Genomic DNA, 17966 nt, shown 5'->3' with positions numbered 1-17966 from the left:
CAGGACTCGATCACGAACACGACGATCTCACAAACGGATCTGAGAGAAAGTCCCTAGTTCACGTCGCGAGCGTCAGCACTTCTCCTTCCGCGCCTGCTGGATCAGCGGCTCGGCCTTGTCCAGCGTGAAGGTGACCTGCCAGGTCACGGCCGCCCGGTGCAGGGTGTCGGCGAACTCCTGGTATCCGTGGTCCTGTTGAGCCGCGTCGGCGGCGCGGTTGGTCGCCGTGTTCAGGTACTGCTCGGCGGTCCGGTAGTAGGGGTCGGTCAGATCCGACGGCCGGGGGCGGGCGAGGTGGTCGGTCAGCTGCTGCAGGGAGGCGCAGGAGGACTTGGCAAGCCCGCGCGCCGCCACCGTGGCCTTGGAGGGCGTCGAGCTGCAGGCCGCCAGGGAGAGCGTGGACGCCAACAGCAGCGGCAGGGGCAGTGACAGACGAAGTATCAGCTGACGTCGACTAGTCATGGGTCAATCCTAGTTACCATGACCAAAGCCCGCCGATCTTCACCCCGCGTCCGGGATGGATCTTGACGTGGTGAGCCTTGAGCACCTGGTAGTAGAGCTCTGGCCTGGGAATCTGCATGGAGAACCCGCCCTGGTGCATGGAGGCCGCGAACAGCGAGTTCGGGCTGTGCTCCTCACCCGGCCCCCAGGACGGTGCGTGCTCTCCCAGCACCCGGTTCTGCCAGACCTTCACCACCCACGTCGCGATCAGGTGTTCCATCCGCGACATCGTCAGCACGGACTCGGCCTCCGGGTCGGCGCCGCGGTCAGCGACGTCGACGCCGGTGAAGCCGAGCAGGTGCTTGAGCAGCAGGCTGTTGATCGCGCCGAAGGCCCGCTCGACGGCGCACTTGTCCGTCGCCCGAAGAGCGCGGGCGGGCAGGATCGTGCAGCCCAGAGTCCGCTCCGCTTCGACGACATCGTGGTTCTTGTAGGGGGCGCCGTGGTCGGTGGTCACCGTCTCGGGCGGGAAGAACGGCAGGGCGGCGACCTTGTGGCCGGCGAACCGGGCGATCAGCGTGGCCGGGACGCCGGGGTAGGGCCACTCCATGTCCTGGCGCCAGCCCTCCCGCATCGGCAGCGGCATCATCACGTCCCGCAGCAGCATCGCAACGTCCATGGCCGTGTCCGACACCATCGTCAGCCGGAAGGCGACGATCGAGTGCGTGTAGAGGTCCAGAGCGAGGGTGAGCATCACCGTCACCGGGTCGCCGAAGACGGACTCACGGACCTTGACCGGCAGCGGTGTGGTGTGGTGTGGTGTCCAACGCCACCACCTGGCCCGGGCGATGCACCACGACCCGCGCGGACGCCTCCTTCGCCGTCTCCGCTGACCGCACGTAGCGCTGGCGGGCGCCGTCCGGGCCGAACCACTCCTTCCAGACGTTCCGCAGCGTGAAGTAGCCGGGATCTTCCCCTCCGGGAACTGGGGGAAGGTCTCCCGGACGTACTGGCGCATCAGCCGGTGCCGTGCCCGCATGCTGATCCGTGATCGCTGCAGGACTTCCTGCCGGACGGCGAAGACAGCCTCCCGGATCTCCTCCGTGACGCTCGGGTGGCCTCCGCTCTTGCGCGTCCAGCGGCCGTCCGCGCAGGCCGTGATCAAGCTCTCGCCGCTCGGGACGACTGCCAGTCGTTCCAGAGTCCGCACGCTCATGTTCACCAGGCCCAGCAGCTCGGCCTCCTCCCGGCCCAGTGCCGCCAGCTCAGCGGCCTTCGCCCGGCGACGCCGGTCACGGTGGTCCTGTCCGGGTCGTAGGCCGGCCGCGGCTCACCCGGTAGCGCCCGCGACGGGTGCCTGGACCGGTAGCCGGTCTCCGCCTCGAGGACGTGGGCGGCCCGCAACCGGGCCCGCTTCACCTGGTCCTCGGTCAAGTCCCGGGTTGTCACCGGCTGCTGAGCGCCTTCCCGCCGTCCGGACGGATGCCCTGACTTCGCGGGCCGGCAGTGGGGATGGTGCATCAGCCAGCGGATCGACCGGGTCTGCCGTTCCCCGTCGCCGCCGCTGAGGACGACCTGGCCGACCTGTGGCAGCACCTCCTCAGCGGTCCACTCGACACTGTTGATCCGCAGGGCCGTGCCCGGCGCCAGATCGGGCAGCGACGTCACCGCTCCTCCCGACGCTGTGACCGCCAGATCCGGGAGGAGTCACTCAAGGGCCTGCTCAGGCCGAAGCCGAGACGGCGACGCCAGAGCAGATGCAGCGCGTGGGCCCGCGCGACGGCCGGCAACGACGTGCTCTCCACCAGCTGACCGAACTCCACCGGCTCCGTGCCCACGACCGCGTCCAGTTCCCGCTGAAGACCGAGCGGATCCTGCAGAGGCCGGCGCTGAGCCGACATCTGGTCCACCCCGCTGTGAACGTGCGGGCGCCAGCCCGTCACACCGTAGCGCCAGCTGACGGCGGCCGCCATCTCCTGAGCGGCGGCGAACTTCAGCTCGTCGTCCTCCCGCACCAGCTGCCGCGGCCGGACGTCGAACAGCCACCGCCCGCCAACCGGCATCACCGCGAGGAAGTCCGGAATGTGTTCTGCCCGCCCGTCCTGGTGCTCGAAGGAGAGACGGAACGGCTGCGGGAGGACCTCAGCCACCGTCACGAAGTCCAGCGCAAGCAGCAGCCGGGCCTCCTCCGACGACTCGAATCCGTGATGACGACCGGTCGACACCATGAACTGCAGCCCCGGCCTGTGCCGCTGGCGTGCCCGCCAGGTGAACCGACGTACCGGCTGAGACGACAGCAGCGGCACCGTCGACAGGTCCCGCACGGGCCAAGCCACCTCGGCGCCGTCGAAACACCACGTAGTGGAGCACCGTCGCGGCCACGAATCGTCAAGCAACAGCCGACCGCGTACGGCATCCCCAACTTCGTACGCGGAGGACATCCCGTCCAACCCACACACGTCTGACCGGATCCGGGCACCTCTGCGGGGCTTCACGACACCAGCACAGCACCGTGTCGTACGAGGCGTGCACATATCTCCGTACACGACCACAACTCACAGTCACCGGACCACGGCTCGCCAACTACCGATCAAATCCGCCAACTACCGATCAACGTCACAGCGCCTGTGACTGCTCGTGTAGTTGGCCATCTCTGGTCGCGGTAGTTGGCCAGCTTGGTGCCCGTACTGGTCACTGAGTGTCCGCGCGGCTTCCGCTGCTCGTGGTGGTGAGCGTGGCGACGTTTCGGCGAAGACGATGGCACCCACGCTGGGGATGTCGACGCCTTCGGCGATTAGGCGGGAGTTGGCGAGGATCGCGCAGTCGGCGGCGGCGAAAGCCGCGGAGGTGCCAGCGCGCTGGGCGGCGGTGTGCTCGCAGTGGGCCCGACCTCGTGACAGCACTCGCCGGGCTGCAGAGCTTACGATCCAGAGCGCAATCCCAGAGCACTGTGCTCCACCACGCCTGCGGGAAGATCTCTCTTTCCCGAAGCCCGAGCAGTCAACTCCACGAGACCGGCCCGGAGGTCGGCGGCGGGCTCACCAAGGACGATCGCGCTGATGATCAGCTCCAGCATCAGACAGTCGTACTCGTCCCCCACACTCCGATAGCGCTCGCGATCGGCCTCCACAACAGCGGAGGTGATCTTCCTCCCACCTCCAGTCACTGGGGCAAAGGACACCTCATAGACGCCGTGACCGGTCCAACTCCGGTGCATGAAAAGGACATCGCCTTCAACGAAGGCGTTCCACTTCTCATCCATGTCCCGGGCTCGATATCCGCGCCGGATCCGGTCCCAGTCCTCGTCAGTCCAGACTCGATCTGGCAACTGAGACACCGGCCGGGGCGTGTTAACCGGATGGAGGCGCCGGAACGACTCTCGGGTGAGCGGGGCATCGGCAGTCATGACGTGATCCTACGGAAGCACTCCAACAGGACAGCGGCTTACCTCCAAGAGCAGGCACCCTGGGCAGAGGATGAGCCTCAGCCGCCTTCCCGACGCGTCCGCAGCGTGGTGAACAGCGACTTTGCAAGACGCCTTCACCGTTACCCCAGATAACTGCGGGGACTTTTGGCGGGGGAAGCCGGCTGCCTTGATGCGGCGTTCGGAGCGTCGGCGGGCCCGGTCGTCGCACTCGGCTATCAGCAGCTCGGCGAGGAAGCCCCGGTAGGTCATCTGCTCGCGGGCGGCCGCTGCGGCGACGTCGGGAAAGGGCACCGGGACCAGGTGGTTGCGGCGGAAGCGTCCGACCTCGCCCTCGACGCCGCCTTTCTCATGGGCGCCCTTCAAGCCGGGCTGGCAGTAGAAGACCTCCAGGCCGAAGTGCGAGTGGAAGGCGGTCCACCGCTCGGTCTCCACCCTGGCCCGGGTGAAGCCCAGCACCTGAGCGACGGCGGAACTGAGGTTGTCGTAACGGACCTTGCCCGTCGGTACTCCGCCCAGCACTCTGAAGGCGTGCACGTGTCCCTCGAAGAACGCCTCCTGACCTTCGGACGCGAAGATCCTTCTCTGCACTATGGCCTGTTCTGCGGGCAGCGCCGCAGAACAGGCCATAACGGATGCACTTAAAGGTGCATTTCAGGCGGAAATCCAGTCCAGCGCAGTTCAGCAGACAGGTGCCGCATGTCGTTGTAGAAGAGCACGGCGGCGGGACGACCGGGCGTGTAGCGGATGACCGTCAGGGCGGCATTACCGTGGTTGAGGCCGAGCCAGCGCCACTTCGGCGCGTCCATGGCGTCCCGGACCAGCCAGCCGACCAGAAAGTTGTGAGTGACGACCAATTCGTGGCGTGCCTCGCTGCCGGTAACGGGGCCGGTGAACTGTTCCAGTGCTTCGCGTGCAAGTACCGGGCCACGCTCTCGCTCCGAGGGCGTGAATTGGTCGAGGAATCGGAGAAAGTCGGCTGATTCCGGGGGAAGTTCCTCGCGGAGCGGTATGTGGGGTGGATAGTCCCCGGCAGCCTCCGAGGCTTGCAGGGCAGCACCGTCAAGCTGATCCTGGATCAGGTGCGCGGTCTGCGTTGCCCGGGGCAGCGGGCCGTGGTGCACCACCGAGATCGGGCTGTCAAGGAGTCGCTGGCCCAGCAGGACTGCCTGCCGTCGCCCGTGTTCCGTCAGCCCACTCTCGTCCGGCAATGCCTCCCCATGCCGGACGAGATATAGGTAGCGGGTGGCCGTTCCACTCATACCTGACATGTTTCCCTGCCCCTTTTCGTGATCTTGTGCACAGTCCTGAGGGGGACGTCGCGACCTCGAGCCCCGGTTCCTTCAGCCGAGTGCTCCGACACCGGCCTCACCGTGACCGGCTTGGGCGCGAAGGCGTTCGACCTGCTGTTTCTTGGCGGCGATGTGCCGCAGGCTCTCCTGCAAGCCGGCGACCTCGCCGAGCCACTGCATCCGCTGGGCCTCTCCCAGGCGCTGGCGGGTGTTGGCCTCGATCTCCAGCAGCCGGGGTTCCTGGGCCAGGTTCAGCCGGAGCATGGGGCACCTGACGCCCCGTTGACTGAACGAAGCCTGGAGATTGCCCAGTTCAGTGGGCGGATGGAGTCATTGGGCACTACGTTCACCGGTCGTGATGAAGGATGCTCCCCGACGAGATTTGGCAGCCCTGGCGGTTCCCCAGTGGGGTCGGCTGATGGAGACCGGCAACCGGTACGAGCCGTACCGGCTGATCGATCCCGACGGAGCGGCCGTCGAGCCGGTCGCCGTCTACTTCCAGGAGTTGCTGGCGGCCGGGAAAGCGCCGTCAACGGTTCGCTCCTACGGGATGGATCTGTTGCGGTGGTGGCGGTTCCTGCGGGCCGTGGATGTTCCCTGGGATCGGGCGACCCGCCGGGAAGCCCGGGATTTCAGCTGCTGGATCCAGCAGACCGTCAAACCCAGGAAGGTCAAGGCCCAGGAGCCGCGGGCGGTAGGGGAAGCCGGTGCCGCGAACCCGGTGACCGGGAAGCCGTCGACCGGATCCGGGTACGCTCCGGCCACCGTCGTGCACAGCGAGACGGTCCTGCGCCGGTTCTACGACGTGCACCGCGATGCGGGGACCGGCCCGCTGCTCAACCCGTTCCCGCTGGATCTTGCCCGCCGCTCTGGACGGGCTCACGCGCACCACAATCCGATGGCCGGCTGGAAGCTTGAACGCGTGGGCCGGTACCGGCCGAGCCTGCCGCGGCGAATCCCGCGTTCGATTCCGGAAGCATGGTTCAACAAACTGTTCGCGGCGCTGCCCTCCAACCGCGACCGGGCCTTGGTCGCCTTCTGGATCTCCACCGGGGTGCGGGCTTCGGAACTGATCGGCATGCGTCAGCGCGATGTCGACCCTGGCCAGCAGTTGATCAGCGTGGTGCGCAAGGGCTCGCGGGCGGTCCAGCAGGTGCCGGCATCTGCGGACGCTTTCGTATGGCTGCGCCTCTACCAGCAGGAGGTACAAGGCCAGGTTGTGCGAGGCCGCACCCAGCCGGTGTGGTGGACACGGCGAGATCCGATCCGACCCCTGACCTACCACGGTGCCCACCGGATGTTCGAGCGCGTCAACGCCTCGCTCGGCGCCGACTGGACCCCTTCATGACCTGGGGCACAGCACGGCCGCCCGTATGGTGCGCGACCCGAAGCTGGCGCTGTCCGACGTGCAGTGGGTGCTCGGACACGCTCACCTGTCCGCCACGGAGGTATATCTGACGCCGCACAGAGACGAGGTCGTGACCGGGGTGCTGGCGCACCACGCACGCCAGGCCCGCGAGAACATCCAGCCGGCGCCTCCGCCGCCGGCACCGGGCTACGACTCGGCGTCGCTGGACGTCCTGTTCGGGCGCTCGTCATGACGGCCGTCGTCAAGCACGCGACGCGCAAGACGTTGGAGATCACGAATGCGACCGCGGAGCAGGCCCAGGCGCGGAACAGCCGACTGCGCGAGCAGTTCCCGGCCCGGACCGCGGAACGGTGGTGGTCCCAGACCGCGCAGTCGTCTGAGGAAACGCTGCGACACCTGACGATGGCGCCGTTCCTTCCGGTGGCGAACGGCACCCGAGCGGGACGCCGCCGCGGGGTGACCAGGCTCCTGCACTGGCTGTCGAGCCAGCCCGGGGATACCTGGCAGCAGCGCTGGATGGCCACGGGAGCCGAGGAATTGTCCGGAGCCTCCTGGGTGGAGATCCCCAAGCGGTGGCTGAGCGAGCACGGGCCCTCACCGTCGCATGACCGGGAGGACCTGGCCTCTGGGCTGCTCATGCTGATCTGCGGAGACGTCATTCGTCCGGCTCTGCCGTGGATGCTCACCCGCTCGCACCGATATCTCGCTTCTGTGATGGCCGAGACCCGGGACCCGCATGGATTCGCGCGCCTGCGCCAGCTGGCCGCCGCCGGGCCGGCGAGCGCGCGCCAGGATGCGCAGACCGCCGCGACGCGGATCGCCATCCTGCTGGCCTGCAAGGGCGGGCGGATCGACGACATCACTGTCGGCGACTGCGTGGAGCTCATCGATACCCAGCGCCGGGTGCATGCCCGCGGCGGACAGAAGAAGGTCGACTTCTACCTGCGGCTGCGGGCTATGGGCTATGGGCATCTTCCCCGAGGACGCCCCGGCCACGATCCGCGCCTTCGGGCTCGCCCTGGGCCAGTCGAGCATCGAAGAGCTGGTGGACCGCTACCAGATCCGCTGCCAACCGGTACGCGACGTGATCGTGGACTATCTGCGCGAACGCCAGCCGTCGCTGGACTTCACCAGCCTGGACGCGATCTCCCGTACGCGCGCGGGCCTGTTCTGGGCCCGCATCGAAGATCTGGCACCAGGAATCGACTCTCTGCGACTGCCCCCGGCGGTGGCTCGCGCCTGGAAAGACGACCTGAAGGTCAAAAGGCGCAACATCGTCGGCCCCGACGGCAAGAGCATTGAAATCACCAGCCCGCGGCTCAACGCCAAAGACGAACTCATGCGCGTCCGAGCGTTCTACCTCGACATCGCGCAATGGGCGGCCGAGGAACCGGCCCGCTGGGGGCCATGGGCCGTGCCCTGCCCGATCAGCGACGGCGAGATCCACAAGGCAAAGGAACGCAAGAGACGCAAAGCCCGGATGGACCAGCGCACCCGCGAGCGGCTTCCCGTCCTCCCCATCCTGGTCAGCGCCACCGACCGGCGGCGCCGCGAAGCCGCCGGCCTGCTCCAGGCGGCGCGAGACACCGAGCCCGGAGAGCTGATCCCAGGCACGGACGGCGCCCTGCGCAGAACCATTGCCCCGAAGGCTGCGGGCCACCTCACCTGGGCCGAGGAGAGCTCCAGCGGGCGTCGGCGGAATCTCTCCTACGAAGAAGAGGAGGCCTTCTGGGCGTTCGCCGTGATCGAAGTCCTGCGTCTGACCGATGTTCGCAACGAGGAGCTTCTGGAACTCACACACCACAGCGTCATCCAGTACCGGCTCCCGTCCACCGGCGAGGTCGTCCCGCTGCTGCAGATCGCTCCGTCCAAGACCGACACCGAGCGACTCCTGCTGGTCAGCCCGGAACTCGCCGACGTCCTCAGCGCCATCATCAGTCGGCTGCGTCGCCCCAGCGGGATGGTTCCGCTGGTGGCCGCCTACGACGTCCGTGAGAAAGTCTGGAACCCGCCGATGCCACTGCTGTTCCAGCGTGGCGTCGGCTCCGAGCACCGCGCTTTCACACCAACCGCGATCCGCAAACTGCTGATCAATGCGCTGGCCGCGACCGGGCTGACCAACGCCGACGGTGAGGCACTGTTCTTCTCTCCCCACGACTTCCGGAGGATCTTCGTCACTGACGCCATCATGAACGGACTGCCCCGCACATTGCCCAGGTCATCTGCGGTCACAAGAACATCGACACCACAATCGGATACAAGGCGGTCTACCCTGCCGAGACGATCGAGGCCCACCGAGCCTTCATCGCCCGCCGACGAGCCTCCCGCCCCGGGGAGGAGTACCGCATCCCGACAGAGGAGGAGTGGGACGCCTTCCTCTCCCACTTCGAGAAGCGGAAGGTGTCCATCGGTACATGCGCACGCGCCTTCGGATCCCCTTGCATCCATGAGCACGCTTGTGTCAGATGCTCGCTCCTCCGGCCTGATCCAGCCCAACGGTCACGGCTAACTGACATCCGTGACAACCTGATCGCCCGGATCGCTGAGGCGGAGCGGGAAGGATGGCTGGGCGAAGTCGAGGGCCTCCAGGTCAGCCTCACCGGCGTGCAAGGCAAGCTGGACCAGCTCGATGCCGAAGCAGCCCGCCGACCCTCCACAGTCGATCTCGGCATGCCGACCTTCGCCGACGTCGCCATCCGCACCACCACTACTTCGACGGACCAGCACCGTCCCTGAAATCCATGGTCGCCACGAAGCTGAACTGCCTACGCTCCAACCCATGCGAACTGTCTTCGTGTTTCCCGCAGGTGAGCGAGCTGCGACCGTCGCCTCGCTCAATCGGCATCTGCCCGAGCAGCGCAATCCATGGACTCTGGACGGCAACCTCTACATCGACATCGACGATGAGCAGACCGGCTACCTCTTCTCCGATTGGGATCCCGAGGATGTGGCGATCCTCGAAGCGGCCGTCGGACATCACCCCACTTGGGCGGTGCAGATCGACATCTCCGGGCGGATCGACGGCACCGCAGAGGTTCACCGAATGATCGCGCTGCTGCTTGAGCATGGAGGCGTGGCAACGGACGACTACACCCCCCACCCATGGACCTTTCCGGAAATCCTGTCTGGAGCGGTGATCGACGGCCTGCGGTTCTTCGACTTCCGCGGCTACCACGAGCTCCACCGCGAGCACGGGCGCTCCTGACTCTGTCCGCTGCTCCCTCCTGCGCCCCGACCCCGCCCAGCGCGGCCGCCTAACGAGCTCGTGCATGGTTGGCGGCGGCACGTCGCAGATTGCGGTTTGGCGCCGGGGTTCACATGTGCGCATCGTCGAGGACGGTGGCGGTCTGTTGGTGGGAGAGCAGTGCGGCGACGGCTTGGATGATGTCGGTCATGTGCTCGCGGCGGCCGTGGTGGCGTGCGAGAGCTCGCCAGTTCTTGAGGTGGGCGATGCCATGCTCGACACGGATCCGGCGGGAGGAGTGGGCCTTTCGCTGGCGTTCGTGCATTTCCTCGTACCAGTCCGGGGCGTTCTTCTTGAACTTGCGGTGCGGTGGTGTCACCACCCGGCCGCCGGTCTGTGCTCCCAGTCCCTGGTAGCCGGCATCGGCCAGGACCTCCACGAAGGGCCCGTCCGCAAGCAGTCTGACCAGCCCTAACTGGCGCGCATGGGTGATGTCCGCGCAGCTTGCGGGCTCGACAGGACTGCAGAACAGCAGCCTGCCGTCAGCATCCGTGACGACCATCGACTTGACAGCGTTCTGCTTGTTCTTGCCCGAGATGAACTTCTCCCGGTCCTTGCGTCCGGCGGCCGGGCGGCGGACCCGGATCTCGGTGCCGTCGATGATCCCGGTCTGCCCGCTCGCACCGAGATAGTCGACGACTTCGGCGAGGGTACGCAGCCTGCTGCCGGGCGCGACGGTGCAGCCGCGCGCCGCCAGCAAGGGTCGTAGCTCACCGATTGCGCGCGTGATGGTGGAGCGGTCGACAGCGAACCAGCAAGCCAGCACATCGTGCGTGACGCCGTGCCGCAGGTGAACCAGGGTGGCCAGCAAGCGGTCGACGAAGACCAGCTTGTGCTTCGCCCCGGCCCCGACCGCCCGGCGCCGAGGGCGCGACTTGAGCACGGCCTGGTGCCGCTCGTGCCACAACGGGCCGATCTCAGCGACGAGTTCAGCGATCACATCTGGCGACAAGCCCGTGATCCGCTGGCTCCGAACGATGGCTGTACGCGCTCGATTCCCCACCACGGAAGCCATGATCAACGATCACGGCTTCACCTCGCCACCGCCAACCATGCACGAGCTCGTTAGGTCCGGGAGCACGGTGGTGAGGAGGGCGGGGTCGCGTGGGCTGACCGGAGTGCGGGCGACGCGTCCGTGCCGGGTCATCAGTGGTTCCCGAACACGTCGGCGAGGTCGTCCGGGTCGTATGTCCAGCCGGTCAGTGGCTGCGGTGGCGGTTTGGGCCGCGTGTAGTGCTCGTGGACCTTGGTGATGACCTCGTCGATCCTGGGCCGCAGGTAAGTGCTGGTCGTGGTGATGCGCCGGTGGCGCATCACCTGCTGGGCGTCGACCAGGGTGATGGCCGGGTCCTCGATCAGGCGCAGACACAGGGTGTGCCGCAGGTCGTGCAGCGTGATGTTCGCCCCGATCCGGGCGTTGATCCGGTTCAGCACCGCCCGCAGGGCGGTGTAGGTCAGCGGGCGCGTCGGTCCGCGCAGGGTCCACCACACCGGCTCGTCCGGGGCGGGCCTGTGGCCGTCCTGTGCCAGCTCGCCGAGGTGCAGCGCCAGCCAGGCGAAGGCTTCCGGGGAGGCCGGACATGCTTCCTTCTCCCCGCCCAGGCCCTTGGTCTGCACGTAGATCCGGCCCGCGCCCGGGTGGACGTCGCCGATCGTCATGCCCAGCATCTCGGCGGCCCGTGCGCCGCTGGACAAGAACATGGCGAACAGCGCCCGGTTGCGGTGGCAGCCCAGCGAGTTGAAGAGGTCCTCGACGACATCGTCGGGGACGGCGCGGGGCTCGCGGTCGACCTGCTTCTGCCGGTAGGCGCCCCGGCGGTGCAGCCGGAACGGCTCCAGCGGGTTGTGATGCGCCTCCAGTCGGCGCCCGTCACGCGACTGCGGTGGCACCGGGGAGACCAGCGGACCCTGCCCGCTCTGCAGATGATGGTCGTAGAACGCCGCAAGCACCGATACCGCGTGATTGATGGTTGCCGGGCATAGCCCGACTTCAGGTACGGCTTGCCGGTGCGCGCGTTCAGCGAACCCGGCGCGGGTGCGTCGGGGCGGTTCCGGTCCCGCGCCGGATTTTGGCACGTCCGCAGCCACAGGACGAAGTCACGTACGTCCACGCGCTTCGCACGGCTCCATTTGACGTCCACTGCCGCGAGGAACCGGAACCAGCGCAGCAGGTCAAATGCATAGGACCGGCAAGAAGCCGTGGTGTTGCCGCAGGCCAGCAGCTCCCGAAGGAACTCGCTTGCCGGTGTGATCGGCCGCCCGGCGCCATCGACTACCACCCAGGGCAGCGTGGCGGCAGTGGTCGCCTCCACGCTTCCGACCCGTGCCACCACCAGGCCGGACACTTCGCGTTCGGGTATCACTACGCCGTGATCCATCGCATCTCCGTCTCATCGGGCACATCCCGAACGGAGACTCCTCGCCCTCACCAAGCCGACACGTAGGACACGCCGATAGTGCGGTCAACGGGTCGGTGCACGGCCTTGCCGGAGTAGGACAGGCGGAAGGTGAACAGCGAGCACTTGGTCGAGACCCCGGCCAGCTTCACGTAGACGTCGCCGAAGTCGGCCTCCGCCTCGACGCCGGGACGGTGCGACTGCGGAATGAACACCTGCGCCGGCCCCCGTCCCTCCTCCACGCGGATCTGCGGGCGGCGGCGGGCCACGTACTCACGCACCAGCGAGTACGAAATCCCTTCCATCCCCAGCTCGTCGACCAGCCGGTCGTAGATCCGCTTCACGGTGTGACGCTGCTTGTGGGGCGCATCCAGATCCGTCTTCAGCATCTGATCGATGGCCGGCTTGAACGGGTCCAGTCGCGACGAGCGCGGCGGCGGCTTGCGGCGAGGTGCCGGCCAGGCCGAGGACAGCGCCTCGCGCACCGTCCTGCGGTGCACGTCGTACTTACGGGCCAGAGCCCGGATCGACAGCCCCTCGATCCGCGAATCCCGCCGGATGGCCGCGAAGAGATCGACCTTGGACTTCGGCCGCATCGACGCCTCCTCCCACCGGAGAGCACATCGATACTCCCACCACAAGAAGGACGGCGGGCCAAAACTCGCTCACATCACCATCCCCCCAACGCCGGTGGGGCCAGCCCTGAGCGCCAAGTGGGGCCACGGACCGCTGTCAGAGCCAATGCCTACCTCAAGGTCGCCGGCGGGCTTATTGCCGACAGCGCGCAGCAGGTCGATGGTCCGTCGACGACCCGTACGACTTCGATGCGCGGCTGCACGCCGACAACCTCGCCGGGGCTGCGGGCGATGCCTGACGCGCCTTTCAGTGGCTCTCCGTCCAACACCCGTCACCGCCTTGGGAAGGTCACCGAGCACACCGACCCCACCCCCAACCTCACGATCCCGCTCTCTAGCCGGACGCCCAGCTGCAGCCCCGGGGATTCCTCCGCGCGGGTGGACCACGACTCCCCGGCGCCCACGTTCGTTTGTGATTCGCGCTGTCCCGCTGACCATGACGGTAGGCGGGAGAGGCCCGCCCATCATGGTGACGCGGGCGGAGCGGCGGATGCGCAACAGATTCGGTTTGACGGTCTCACTGATGGCGGTCTGTCTGGCCACCGGCAGCCTCACAGCGCCCTCCCTGGCCGCCCCCGTGAACACCCGCGCCGCCGACGTCACCACGGTCTCCACGGACAGCTACCGCACCGGCTGGGACTCCGATGAGCCCGGCCTCGCCCCTGACCAGGTGTCCAGCTCCGACTTCGGCCAACGGTTCTCCACCGCTGTCGACGGACAGGTCTACGCCCAGCCGCTGGTCGTGGGGAAGACAGTCGTCGTCGCCACCGAGAACAACAAGGTGTACGGCCTGGACTCGGCCACAGGCGCCGCGATCTGGACAAGGAGCCTGGGTGCGGCCTGGCCCGCCTCGGCCATCGGCTGCTCCGACCTGGCCCCCGACGTCGGCGTGACCGCCACGCCCGTGTACGACCAGGCCACGGACACCGTCTATCTCACGTCCAAGGCCAATGACGGGCCCGACGTCCAGCATCCCAACTGGTACGTCCATGCCCTGAGCGCCACCACCGGCGCCGAGCGCACCGGCTGGCCCGTCAAGGTCACCGGCGCCCCGACGAACGACCCGGCCCACCCCTTCAACGCCTACACCGCGATGCAGCGCCCCGGCCTGCTGCTGATGGGCGGCTCGGTCTACGCGGGATTCGGCTCCCACTGCGGCCACGCGCCCTACGTCGGCCATGTCCTGAGGGTCGACACCGCCACCCGCAAGACGACGCTGTGGTCCGCCGGCACCTCCTCCGACAACGGCAAGTCGAGCGTCTGGATGAGCGGCGGCGGCCTCGTCTCCGATGGGCCCGGCCGCATCCTGCTCACCACCGGGAACGGCGACGCCCCGGGCGTCGGTCCGGGCTCCAAGCCGCCGGGACAGCTCGGCGATTCCGTCGTCCGCCTCGGCGTCAACAGCGACGGCACGATGTCGGCGAAGGACTTCTTCAGCCCCTCCAACGCCCCACTCCTCGGCCTGCTCGACGCCGACCTCGGCTCGGGCGGTCCGACCGCCCTCCCCGACGATGCCTTCGGCACGGCCCAGCATCCCCACCTCCTGGTCCAGATCGGCAAGGACGGCAGGCTGTTCCTCCTCGACCGTGACGATCTCGGCGGCCGCAGCCAGGGAGCGAACAGCACCGACAAGGTTCTCGGCATCTTCGGCCCCTACGAGGGCGTCTGGGGTCATCCGGGCGTGTACGGCGGGCAGGGCGGCTACGTCTACACGATCGGGAGCAAGGGCCCGCTGCGCGCCTTTCGGTACGGCGTCACCGGCGACGGCGTGCCCACGCTGATCGACGCCGGCCGGTCCTCGGAGACCTTCGGCTTCAGCTCCGGCTCCCCGGTGATCACCTCAACCGGCAGCACTCCTGGCTCGGCCGTCGTGTGGGCCGTCTACGCCGATGGTTCGAGCGGCGCGAACGGTCAGTTGCGCGCGTACGACGCGAATCCCGTGAACGGCACGGTGACGAAGCTGTGGTCGGCGCCGATCGGCACGGCCTCCAAGTTCTCGGTGCCCGCCGCGGACGGCGGCCGAGTCTACGTCGGAACCCGTGACGGCCATGTCCTCGCGTTCGGTCGGCCCTCCACCTGACCTCCGCGCGAACTCGGAAAGCGCCCTCCTGCGCGACTCAGTGGGCTGCCGGCACCGCTCCTGGGCGACGGTAGACGTAAGGGGGACGTTCCCGGGAGGGGCTGTAATCGACGAGTCCGCGGACGAGGTGGTGGTCGGGGGAGAGTCGGCACGCAGGATCGGTGCGGTCGGCGTCACCGGTGAGGGCGTACGCCTGACAGCGACAACCGCCGAAGTCCTCCTCCCGGCGGGGACAGCCGCCGCAGGGGCCGGTCATCCAGTCGGTGCCACGGAAGCGGTTGAAGGCCGCGGAGTGGTCCCAGATCCAGGAGAGCGAACAGTCCCGGACGCTGGGCGGGTCGAGGTCCGGCACGGAGGCGGCGGCCGGGCACGGCAGTACGGTGCCGTCCGGTGTGACGGTGAGCGAGACCGCACCCCACCCGCCCATGCAGGGCTTGGCGGCGCCGTCGAAGTAGTCGGGGACGACCCAGAGCAGGTCGATGCTGCCGACGAGCCGCTCCCGCCACCGTTCGACGCTCTCCCGTGCCCGCACCAACTGGTCGCGCGCCGGCAGCAGCGCGGCACGGTTGAGCAGACCCCAGCCGTAGAACTGGGTGTTGGCCAGCTCGATGCGGTCCACGCCCCAGGCCACGCCCAGTTCGACGAGGGCGTCGACGGCGTCGAGATTGTCACGGTGCAGCACCACGTTGAGACCGAGAGGAAGCCCAGCCCGGCGTACGAGTGCCGCGGCCCGCTCCTTGGCGGCGAAGGCCGACGGGCGGCCGGCGATCCGGTCGTTCGTCAGGGGATCCGCGTGCTGGACGGAGAGCTGAACGCTGCGCAGCCCCGCGGTGCTCAACGCGCTCAGCCGGGCCTCGTCCAGGCCGGTTCCGCTCGTGACCAGCTGGGTGTAGATCCCGGCGGACTCGGCAGCGGCGACGATCTGCTCCAAATCGGCGCGCAACAGCGGCTCACCACCGGAGAGATGGGTCTGCACGACGCCCAGCACACCGGCTTGACGCATCAGGTCCGTCCACTCCCCAGTGCTCAACTCGGCCGAGCGACGTTCCAGTTGCAGCGGGTTGGAGCAGTACGGGCAGTGCAGAGGGCAGGCGTGGGTGAGTTCGGCGAGCAGGGCCCAGGGGCGGGGCGCGTTCACAGTGTCCGGGGAAGCCTGGGGCATGGTCATTCCAGCCAGCCCTCCTCGTGCAGGCGGTCGAGGAAGGGGGGGACCTCGGTGGCCACGGGGGCGCCCGGGTAGCGCTCGGCCAGTACGTCGACGATCCCGCAGACGGTGCGGGTGCCGTCGCACAGGCCGACGACCTGGCCGGCGTGTCCTTCGAGGACGACAACGCGTTCCGGCAGGAGGAGCAGGTCCGCCCCGCGCACGCTGTCGTGCCGCAGCATCAGGGCAGGGGCGAGGGCCGGGCGCCACAGGCTCTCGGACACCGGCATCACACCTGCCCCCGGCCGGGCGGCTGATCGTCCTGGCCCTGCTGCACGGCGTCGAGCAGGGCCCACAGCACGTCGCACTTGAAGGCCAGTGCGGCCACGGCCCGCTGCTGGTCTTCGCTGGTGCGGGCCCACTCCAGGACGAGGGCGAGGGCCTCGCCGCTGTCGCGCCGCCCCTGGCCGACGCGGGCGCGGAAGTAGTCGAGCCCGGACGGCTCGATCCAGGCGTAGTGACGCTCGAAGGCGTCGATGCGCAGGCGCATCAGGTCGGGAGCCGTCAGTTCGGTGAGCGATGCCGCGACCGCTTCCAGCGGCGGGCTCAGGCGGCAGAAGTTGACGTAGCCGGCCACGGCCAGTCGTACACCGGGCAGTACCGACTCACTCGCCTGCAGGCTCCCGCGGTCGAGGCCGGCCGCCTCGCCCAGGCGCAGCCAGCGCTCGATACCCCCCTCGCCTTCCCGGCGGCCGTCGTGATCCTCGATGCGCCGCAGCCACATGCGCCGCAGCCGTGAGGAGTCCAGCTTCGCGATGATCAGCGCGTCCTTGACGGGGATGTGACGCTGGTAGTGCAAGCGGTTGGCGATCCAGCGGCGCACCTCCACCGGGCTGAGGTCGCCTTCGTGCATGCGAACGTTGAAGGGGTGGCGGTCGTGGTACCGCTCCTGGCCCACCGCACGCAGGCGGGCCTCGAACTCGGCGGGGCTCCAGGGTTCTGTCGGGGCGGCGCAGGCCGTGGTCACAGTTCGATCACCATCTTGTCGTCGGCCACCTCGATGCCCAGTCCCGCGAGCCGCTTGTGCTGCGCTGTGGTGGGGTCCACGAGGGGATTCGTGTTGTTGAGGTGCGTGTACAGGCAACGGGCGGACAGCGTGGCCAGGATGCCTGCGGTGCCGCCCGGTCCGTCGATGGGCAGATGCCCCATGCCGGTGGCGGTGCGGGAGGAAATACCGGTGCGGCGCGGCTCTTCGTCGTCCCAGAAGGTGCCGTCGACGATGACGCAGTCGGCCTCGGCGGCGACCTGGTGCAGCGCGTCGGACCACACGGCCACGGCCGGAGCGTAGACAGCTGACCTGCCGGTTGCCGTGTCGTACAGGTGCAGGGCCACCACCCAGGAGTCGTCGTCGGGGGCGTCGTCAGCGTAGCGGGGGCGCTTGCCGGACACGGGGACGGCGCTGATCCGCACGCCGCCGCCGGACGGGACCGACGCGTCGACGCTCAGCAACCGGGTGCTGTGGCACGGCAGTTCGCGCCAGGTCAGAGCGGTGTAGGGGCCCAGTACCTCACCGAGGCGCAAGCGGTCCTGCAGCGCCTGGCGGACCGGGCCCGTCGCGAGAATCTCCAGGCTCTCGGCCTCACGCAGCCGCGCGATGCCCAGGGTGTGGTCGAGTTCGGCGTCGGTGAGGACGACCCCGGCGACCGGTGTCTGCCGGGGGCCGGGTCCCGGGTGGAGCACCGGGTGGGCTTCGATCTGGTCGCCGATGTCGGGGGTGGCGTTGACGAGGTACCAGCGGCCCTGGTCCGCGCGGACGGCGAGCGAGGCGTGACGGCGGCGCCGCTCGGGACGCGCGCGTGCCCCGGAGCACCCGGAGCACGCGCAGTTCCACTGCGGGACGCCGCCGCCGGCCGCGGTGCCGAGCACCTGCAGCAGCATGGC

The 17966-nt window shown here is 68.5% G+C and carries 21 protein-coding genes and 1 pseudogene; 6 read left to right on the top strand and 16 right to left on the bottom strand.

Annotated elements, in window-relative coordinates; translation table 11 throughout:
- Positions 1–72: 72 nt before the first annotated feature.
- The 8 genes and pseudogenes from C6376_RS28485 to C6376_RS28445 all read right to left on the bottom strand — a co-directional run bounded on the left by C6376_RS28485 (position 73) and on the right by C6376_RS28445 (position 5421).
- Positions 73–462, bottom strand: a complete 390-nt coding sequence (locus tag C6376_RS28485; RefSeq protein WP_159083281.1) for a hypothetical protein — start codon at positions 460–462, stop codon at positions 73–75.
- A gap of 13 nt (positions 463–475) precedes the next feature.
- Positions 476–1657, bottom strand: a complete 1182-nt coding sequence (locus C6376_RS43955) for a hypothetical protein (protein WP_159083280.1) — start codon at positions 1655–1657, stop codon at positions 476–478.
- Positions 1658–1659: 2 nt separating this feature from the next.
- Positions 1660–2109 (bottom strand): hypothetical protein, encoded by a 450-nt coding sequence (locus C6376_RS28475; protein ID WP_107446035.1) that lies wholly within the window; start codon positions 2107–2109, stop codon positions 1660–1662.
- Positions 2106–2765 carry a TnsA-like heteromeric transposase endonuclease subunit gene (locus C6376_RS28470; RefSeq protein ID WP_254076095.1) on the bottom strand — a complete coding sequence of 220 codons (660 nt, stop codon included), beginning with the start codon at positions 2763–2765 and terminating at the stop codon, positions 2106–2108. The genes C6376_RS28475 and C6376_RS28470 overlap by 4 nt, the downstream gene beginning before the upstream one ends.
- 596 nt (positions 2766–3361) lie before the next feature.
- Entirely contained in the window at positions 3362–3847 is a 486-nt protein-coding gene (locus tag C6376_RS28465; protein WP_173985752.1) for a hypothetical protein, read from the bottom strand.
- A gap of 159 nt (positions 3848–4006) precedes the next feature.
- Positions 4007–4153 (bottom strand): annotated as a pseudogene (locus tag C6376_RS28460) (AAA family ATPase); the annotation flags it as partial.
- Between the two features lie 353 nt (positions 4154–4506).
- Positions 4507–5127, bottom strand: a complete 621-nt coding sequence (locus C6376_RS28450; protein ID WP_107446034.1) for a histidine phosphatase family protein — start codon at positions 5125–5127, stop codon at positions 4507–4509.
- Positions 5128–5208: 81 nt separating this feature from the next.
- A complete protein-coding gene (locus C6376_RS28445; protein ID WP_107446033.1) occupies positions 5209–5421 on the bottom strand; it encodes a hypothetical protein in 213 nt (70 codons plus the stop codon).
- A gap of 154 nt (positions 5422–5575) precedes the next feature.
- On the opposite strand from C6376_RS28445, the gene C6376_RS45555 reads away from it, so the two are divergent.
- Both C6376_RS45555 and C6376_RS45550 read left to right on the top strand, forming a co-directional pair.
- The gene (locus tag C6376_RS45555; protein ID WP_254076094.1) at positions 5576–6505 is read left to right on the top strand and encodes a tyrosine-type recombinase/integrase; all 930 of its coding nucleotides are present in this window, start codon (positions 5576–5578) and stop codon (positions 6503–6505) included.
- A 25-nt stretch (positions 6506–6530) separates the two neighbouring features.
- Positions 6531–6758 carry a hypothetical protein gene (locus C6376_RS45550; RefSeq protein WP_254076093.1) on the top strand — a complete coding sequence of 76 codons (228 nt, stop codon included), beginning with the start codon at positions 6531–6533 and terminating at the stop codon, positions 6756–6758.
- A 362-nt stretch (positions 6759–7120) separates the two neighbouring features.
- On the opposite strand, the gene C6376_RS44770 is transcribed toward C6376_RS45550, so the two are convergent.
- Positions 7121–7498: a hypothetical protein gene (locus C6376_RS44770; RefSeq protein ID WP_216825613.1), complete on the bottom strand. Its 378-nt coding sequence runs from the start codon at positions 7496–7498 to the stop codon at positions 7121–7123.
- Between C6376_RS44770 and C6376_RS44765 the strand changes: the two genes are divergently transcribed.
- The 3 genes from C6376_RS44765 (at position 7491) to C6376_RS28430 (ending at position 9731) form a co-directional block, all read left to right on the top strand.
- Positions 7491–9035: a hypothetical protein gene (locus C6376_RS44765; RefSeq protein ID WP_254076092.1), complete on the top strand. Its 1545-nt coding sequence runs from the start codon at positions 7491–7493 to the stop codon at positions 9033–9035. The two genes, C6376_RS44770 and C6376_RS44765, sit on opposite strands and share 8 nt — an antisense overlap.
- Positions 9036–9130: 95 nt before the next feature.
- Positions 9131–9262, top strand: coding sequence for a hypothetical protein (locus tag C6376_RS46200; protein WP_301554708.1), 132 nt, complete (start codon positions 9131–9133; stop codon positions 9260–9262).
- 43 nt (positions 9263–9305) lie between these two features.
- A complete protein-coding gene (locus C6376_RS28430; RefSeq protein ID WP_107446032.1) occupies positions 9306–9731 on the top strand; it encodes a hypothetical protein in 426 nt (141 codons plus the stop codon).
- 109 nt (positions 9732–9840) lie between these two features.
- Here C6376_RS28430 and C6376_RS28425 read toward each other — a convergent pair whose 3' ends face one another.
- From C6376_RS28425 to C6376_RS28415, 3 genes are all read right to left on the bottom strand, one after another.
- On the bottom strand, positions 9841–10785 hold the full coding sequence (locus tag C6376_RS28425; RefSeq protein WP_254076091.1) for a transposase: 945 nt from the start codon (positions 10783–10785) through the stop codon (positions 9841–9843).
- Between the two features lie 131 nt (positions 10786–10916).
- Positions 10917–11720, bottom strand: coding sequence for a site-specific integrase (locus C6376_RS28420; protein WP_159083279.1), 804 nt, complete (start codon positions 11718–11720; stop codon positions 10917–10919).
- A gap of 475 nt (positions 11721–12195) precedes the next feature.
- Positions 12196–12762 (bottom strand): hypothetical protein, encoded by a 567-nt coding sequence (locus tag C6376_RS28415; RefSeq protein ID WP_159083278.1) that lies wholly within the window; start codon positions 12760–12762, stop codon positions 12196–12198.
- A 529-nt stretch (positions 12763–13291) separates the two neighbouring features.
- On the opposite strand from C6376_RS28415, the gene C6376_RS28410 reads away from it, so the two are divergent.
- Positions 13292–14881, top strand: coding sequence for a PQQ-binding-like beta-propeller repeat protein (locus C6376_RS28410; RefSeq protein WP_159083277.1), 1590 nt, complete (start codon positions 13292–13294; stop codon positions 14879–14881).
- Positions 14882–14918: 37 nt separating this feature from the next.
- On the opposite strand, the gene pqqE is transcribed toward C6376_RS28410, so the two are convergent.
- Genes pqqE through pqqB form a run of 4 tightly spaced genes read right to left on the bottom strand, consistent with a single transcriptional unit; the run spans position 14919 to position 17963 of the window.
- Positions 14919–16049, bottom strand: a complete 1131-nt coding sequence (gene pqqE, locus C6376_RS28405) for a pyrroloquinoline quinone biosynthesis protein PqqE (RefSeq protein WP_107446028.1) — start codon at positions 16047–16049, stop codon at positions 14919–14921.
- Positions 16046–16315 (bottom strand): pyrroloquinoline quinone biosynthesis peptide chaperone PqqD, encoded by a 270-nt coding sequence (pqqD, locus tag C6376_RS28400; protein WP_173985751.1) that lies wholly within the window; start codon positions 16313–16315, stop codon positions 16046–16048. The genes pqqE and pqqD overlap by 4 nt, the downstream gene beginning before the upstream one ends.
- A complete protein-coding gene (gene pqqC, locus C6376_RS28395; RefSeq protein ID WP_107446026.1) occupies positions 16315–17052 on the bottom strand; it encodes a pyrroloquinoline-quinone synthase PqqC in 738 nt (245 codons plus the stop codon). The genes pqqD and pqqC overlap by 1 nt, the downstream gene beginning before the upstream one ends.
- Positions 17049–17963, bottom strand: coding sequence for a pyrroloquinoline quinone biosynthesis protein PqqB (pqqB, locus tag C6376_RS28390; RefSeq protein ID WP_107446025.1), 915 nt, complete (start codon positions 17961–17963; stop codon positions 17049–17051). The genes pqqC and pqqB overlap by 4 nt, the downstream gene beginning before the upstream one ends.
- Positions 17964–17966 lie beyond the last annotated feature (3 nt).

This window comes from Streptomyces sp. P3 (assembly GCF_003032475.1).
Taxonomy (GTDB): domain Bacteria; phylum Actinomycetota; class Actinomycetes; order Streptomycetales; family Streptomycetaceae; genus Streptomyces.
The sequence above is the reverse complement of the archived record's forward strand: the minus strand, read 5'-3'. Positions and strand labels throughout refer to the sequence as shown.

What these genes read in the sequence shown, in the direction of transcription:
- pqqE (WP_107446028.1), bottom strand. Translation starts at nt 16,049, where the DNA reads ATGACCATGCCCCAGGCTTCCCCGGACACTGTGAACGCGCCCCGCCCC.
- pqqB (WP_107446025.1), bottom strand. Translation starts at nt 17,963, where the DNA reads ATGCTGCTGCAGGTGCTCGGCACCGCGGCCGGCGGCGGCGTCCCGCAG.
- C6376_RS45555 (WP_254076094.1), top strand. Translation starts at nt 5,576, where the DNA reads ATGGAGACCGGCAACCGGTACGAGCCGTACCGGCTGATCGATCCCGAC.
- C6376_RS28425 (WP_254076091.1), bottom strand. Translation starts at nt 10,785, where the DNA reads ATGGCTTCCGTGGTGGGGAATCGAGCGCGTACAGCCATCGTTCGGAGC.
- pqqD (WP_173985751.1), bottom strand. Translation starts at nt 16,315, where the DNA reads ATGCCGGTGTCCGAGAGCCTGTGGCGCCCGGCCCTCGCCCCTGCCCTG.
- C6376_RS28465 (WP_173985752.1), bottom strand. Translation starts at nt 3,847, where the DNA reads ATGACTGCCGATGCCCCGCTCACCCGAGAGTCGTTCCGGCGCCTCCAT.
- C6376_RS28415 (WP_159083278.1), bottom strand. Translation starts at nt 12,762, where the DNA reads ATGCGGCCGAAGTCCAAGGTCGATCTCTTCGCGGCCATCCGGCGGGAT.
- C6376_RS28445 (WP_107446033.1), bottom strand. Translation starts at nt 5,421, where the DNA reads ATGCTCCGGCTGAACCTGGCCCAGGAACCCCGGCTGCTGGAGATCGAG.
- C6376_RS28410 (WP_159083277.1), top strand. Translation starts at nt 13,292, where the DNA reads ATGCGCAACAGATTCGGTTTGACGGTCTCACTGATGGCGGTCTGTCTG.
- C6376_RS45550 (WP_254076093.1), top strand. Translation starts at nt 6,531, where the DNA reads ATGGTGCGCGACCCGAAGCTGGCGCTGTCCGACGTGCAGTGGGTGCTC.
- C6376_RS43955 (WP_159083280.1), bottom strand. Translation starts at nt 1,657, where the DNA reads ATGAGCGTGCGGACTCTGGAACGACTGGCAGTCGTCCCGAGCGGCGAG.
- C6376_RS28450 (WP_107446034.1), bottom strand. Translation starts at nt 5,127, where the DNA reads ATGAGTGGAACGGCCACCCGCTACCTATATCTCGTCCGGCATGGGGAG.
- C6376_RS44765 (WP_254076092.1), top strand. Translation starts at nt 7,491, where the DNA reads ATGGGCATCTTCCCCGAGGACGCCCCGGCCACGATCCGCGCCTTCGGG.
- C6376_RS28430 (WP_107446032.1), top strand. Translation starts at nt 9,306, where the DNA reads ATGCGAACTGTCTTCGTGTTTCCCGCAGGTGAGCGAGCTGCGACCGTC.
- C6376_RS28485 (WP_159083281.1), bottom strand. Translation starts at nt 462, where the DNA reads ATGACTAGTCGACGTCAGCTGATACTTCGTCTGTCACTGCCCCTGCCG.
- C6376_RS44770 (WP_216825613.1), bottom strand. Translation starts at nt 7,498, where the DNA reads ATGCCCATAGCCCATAGCCCGCAGCCGCAGGTAGAAGTCGACCTTCTT.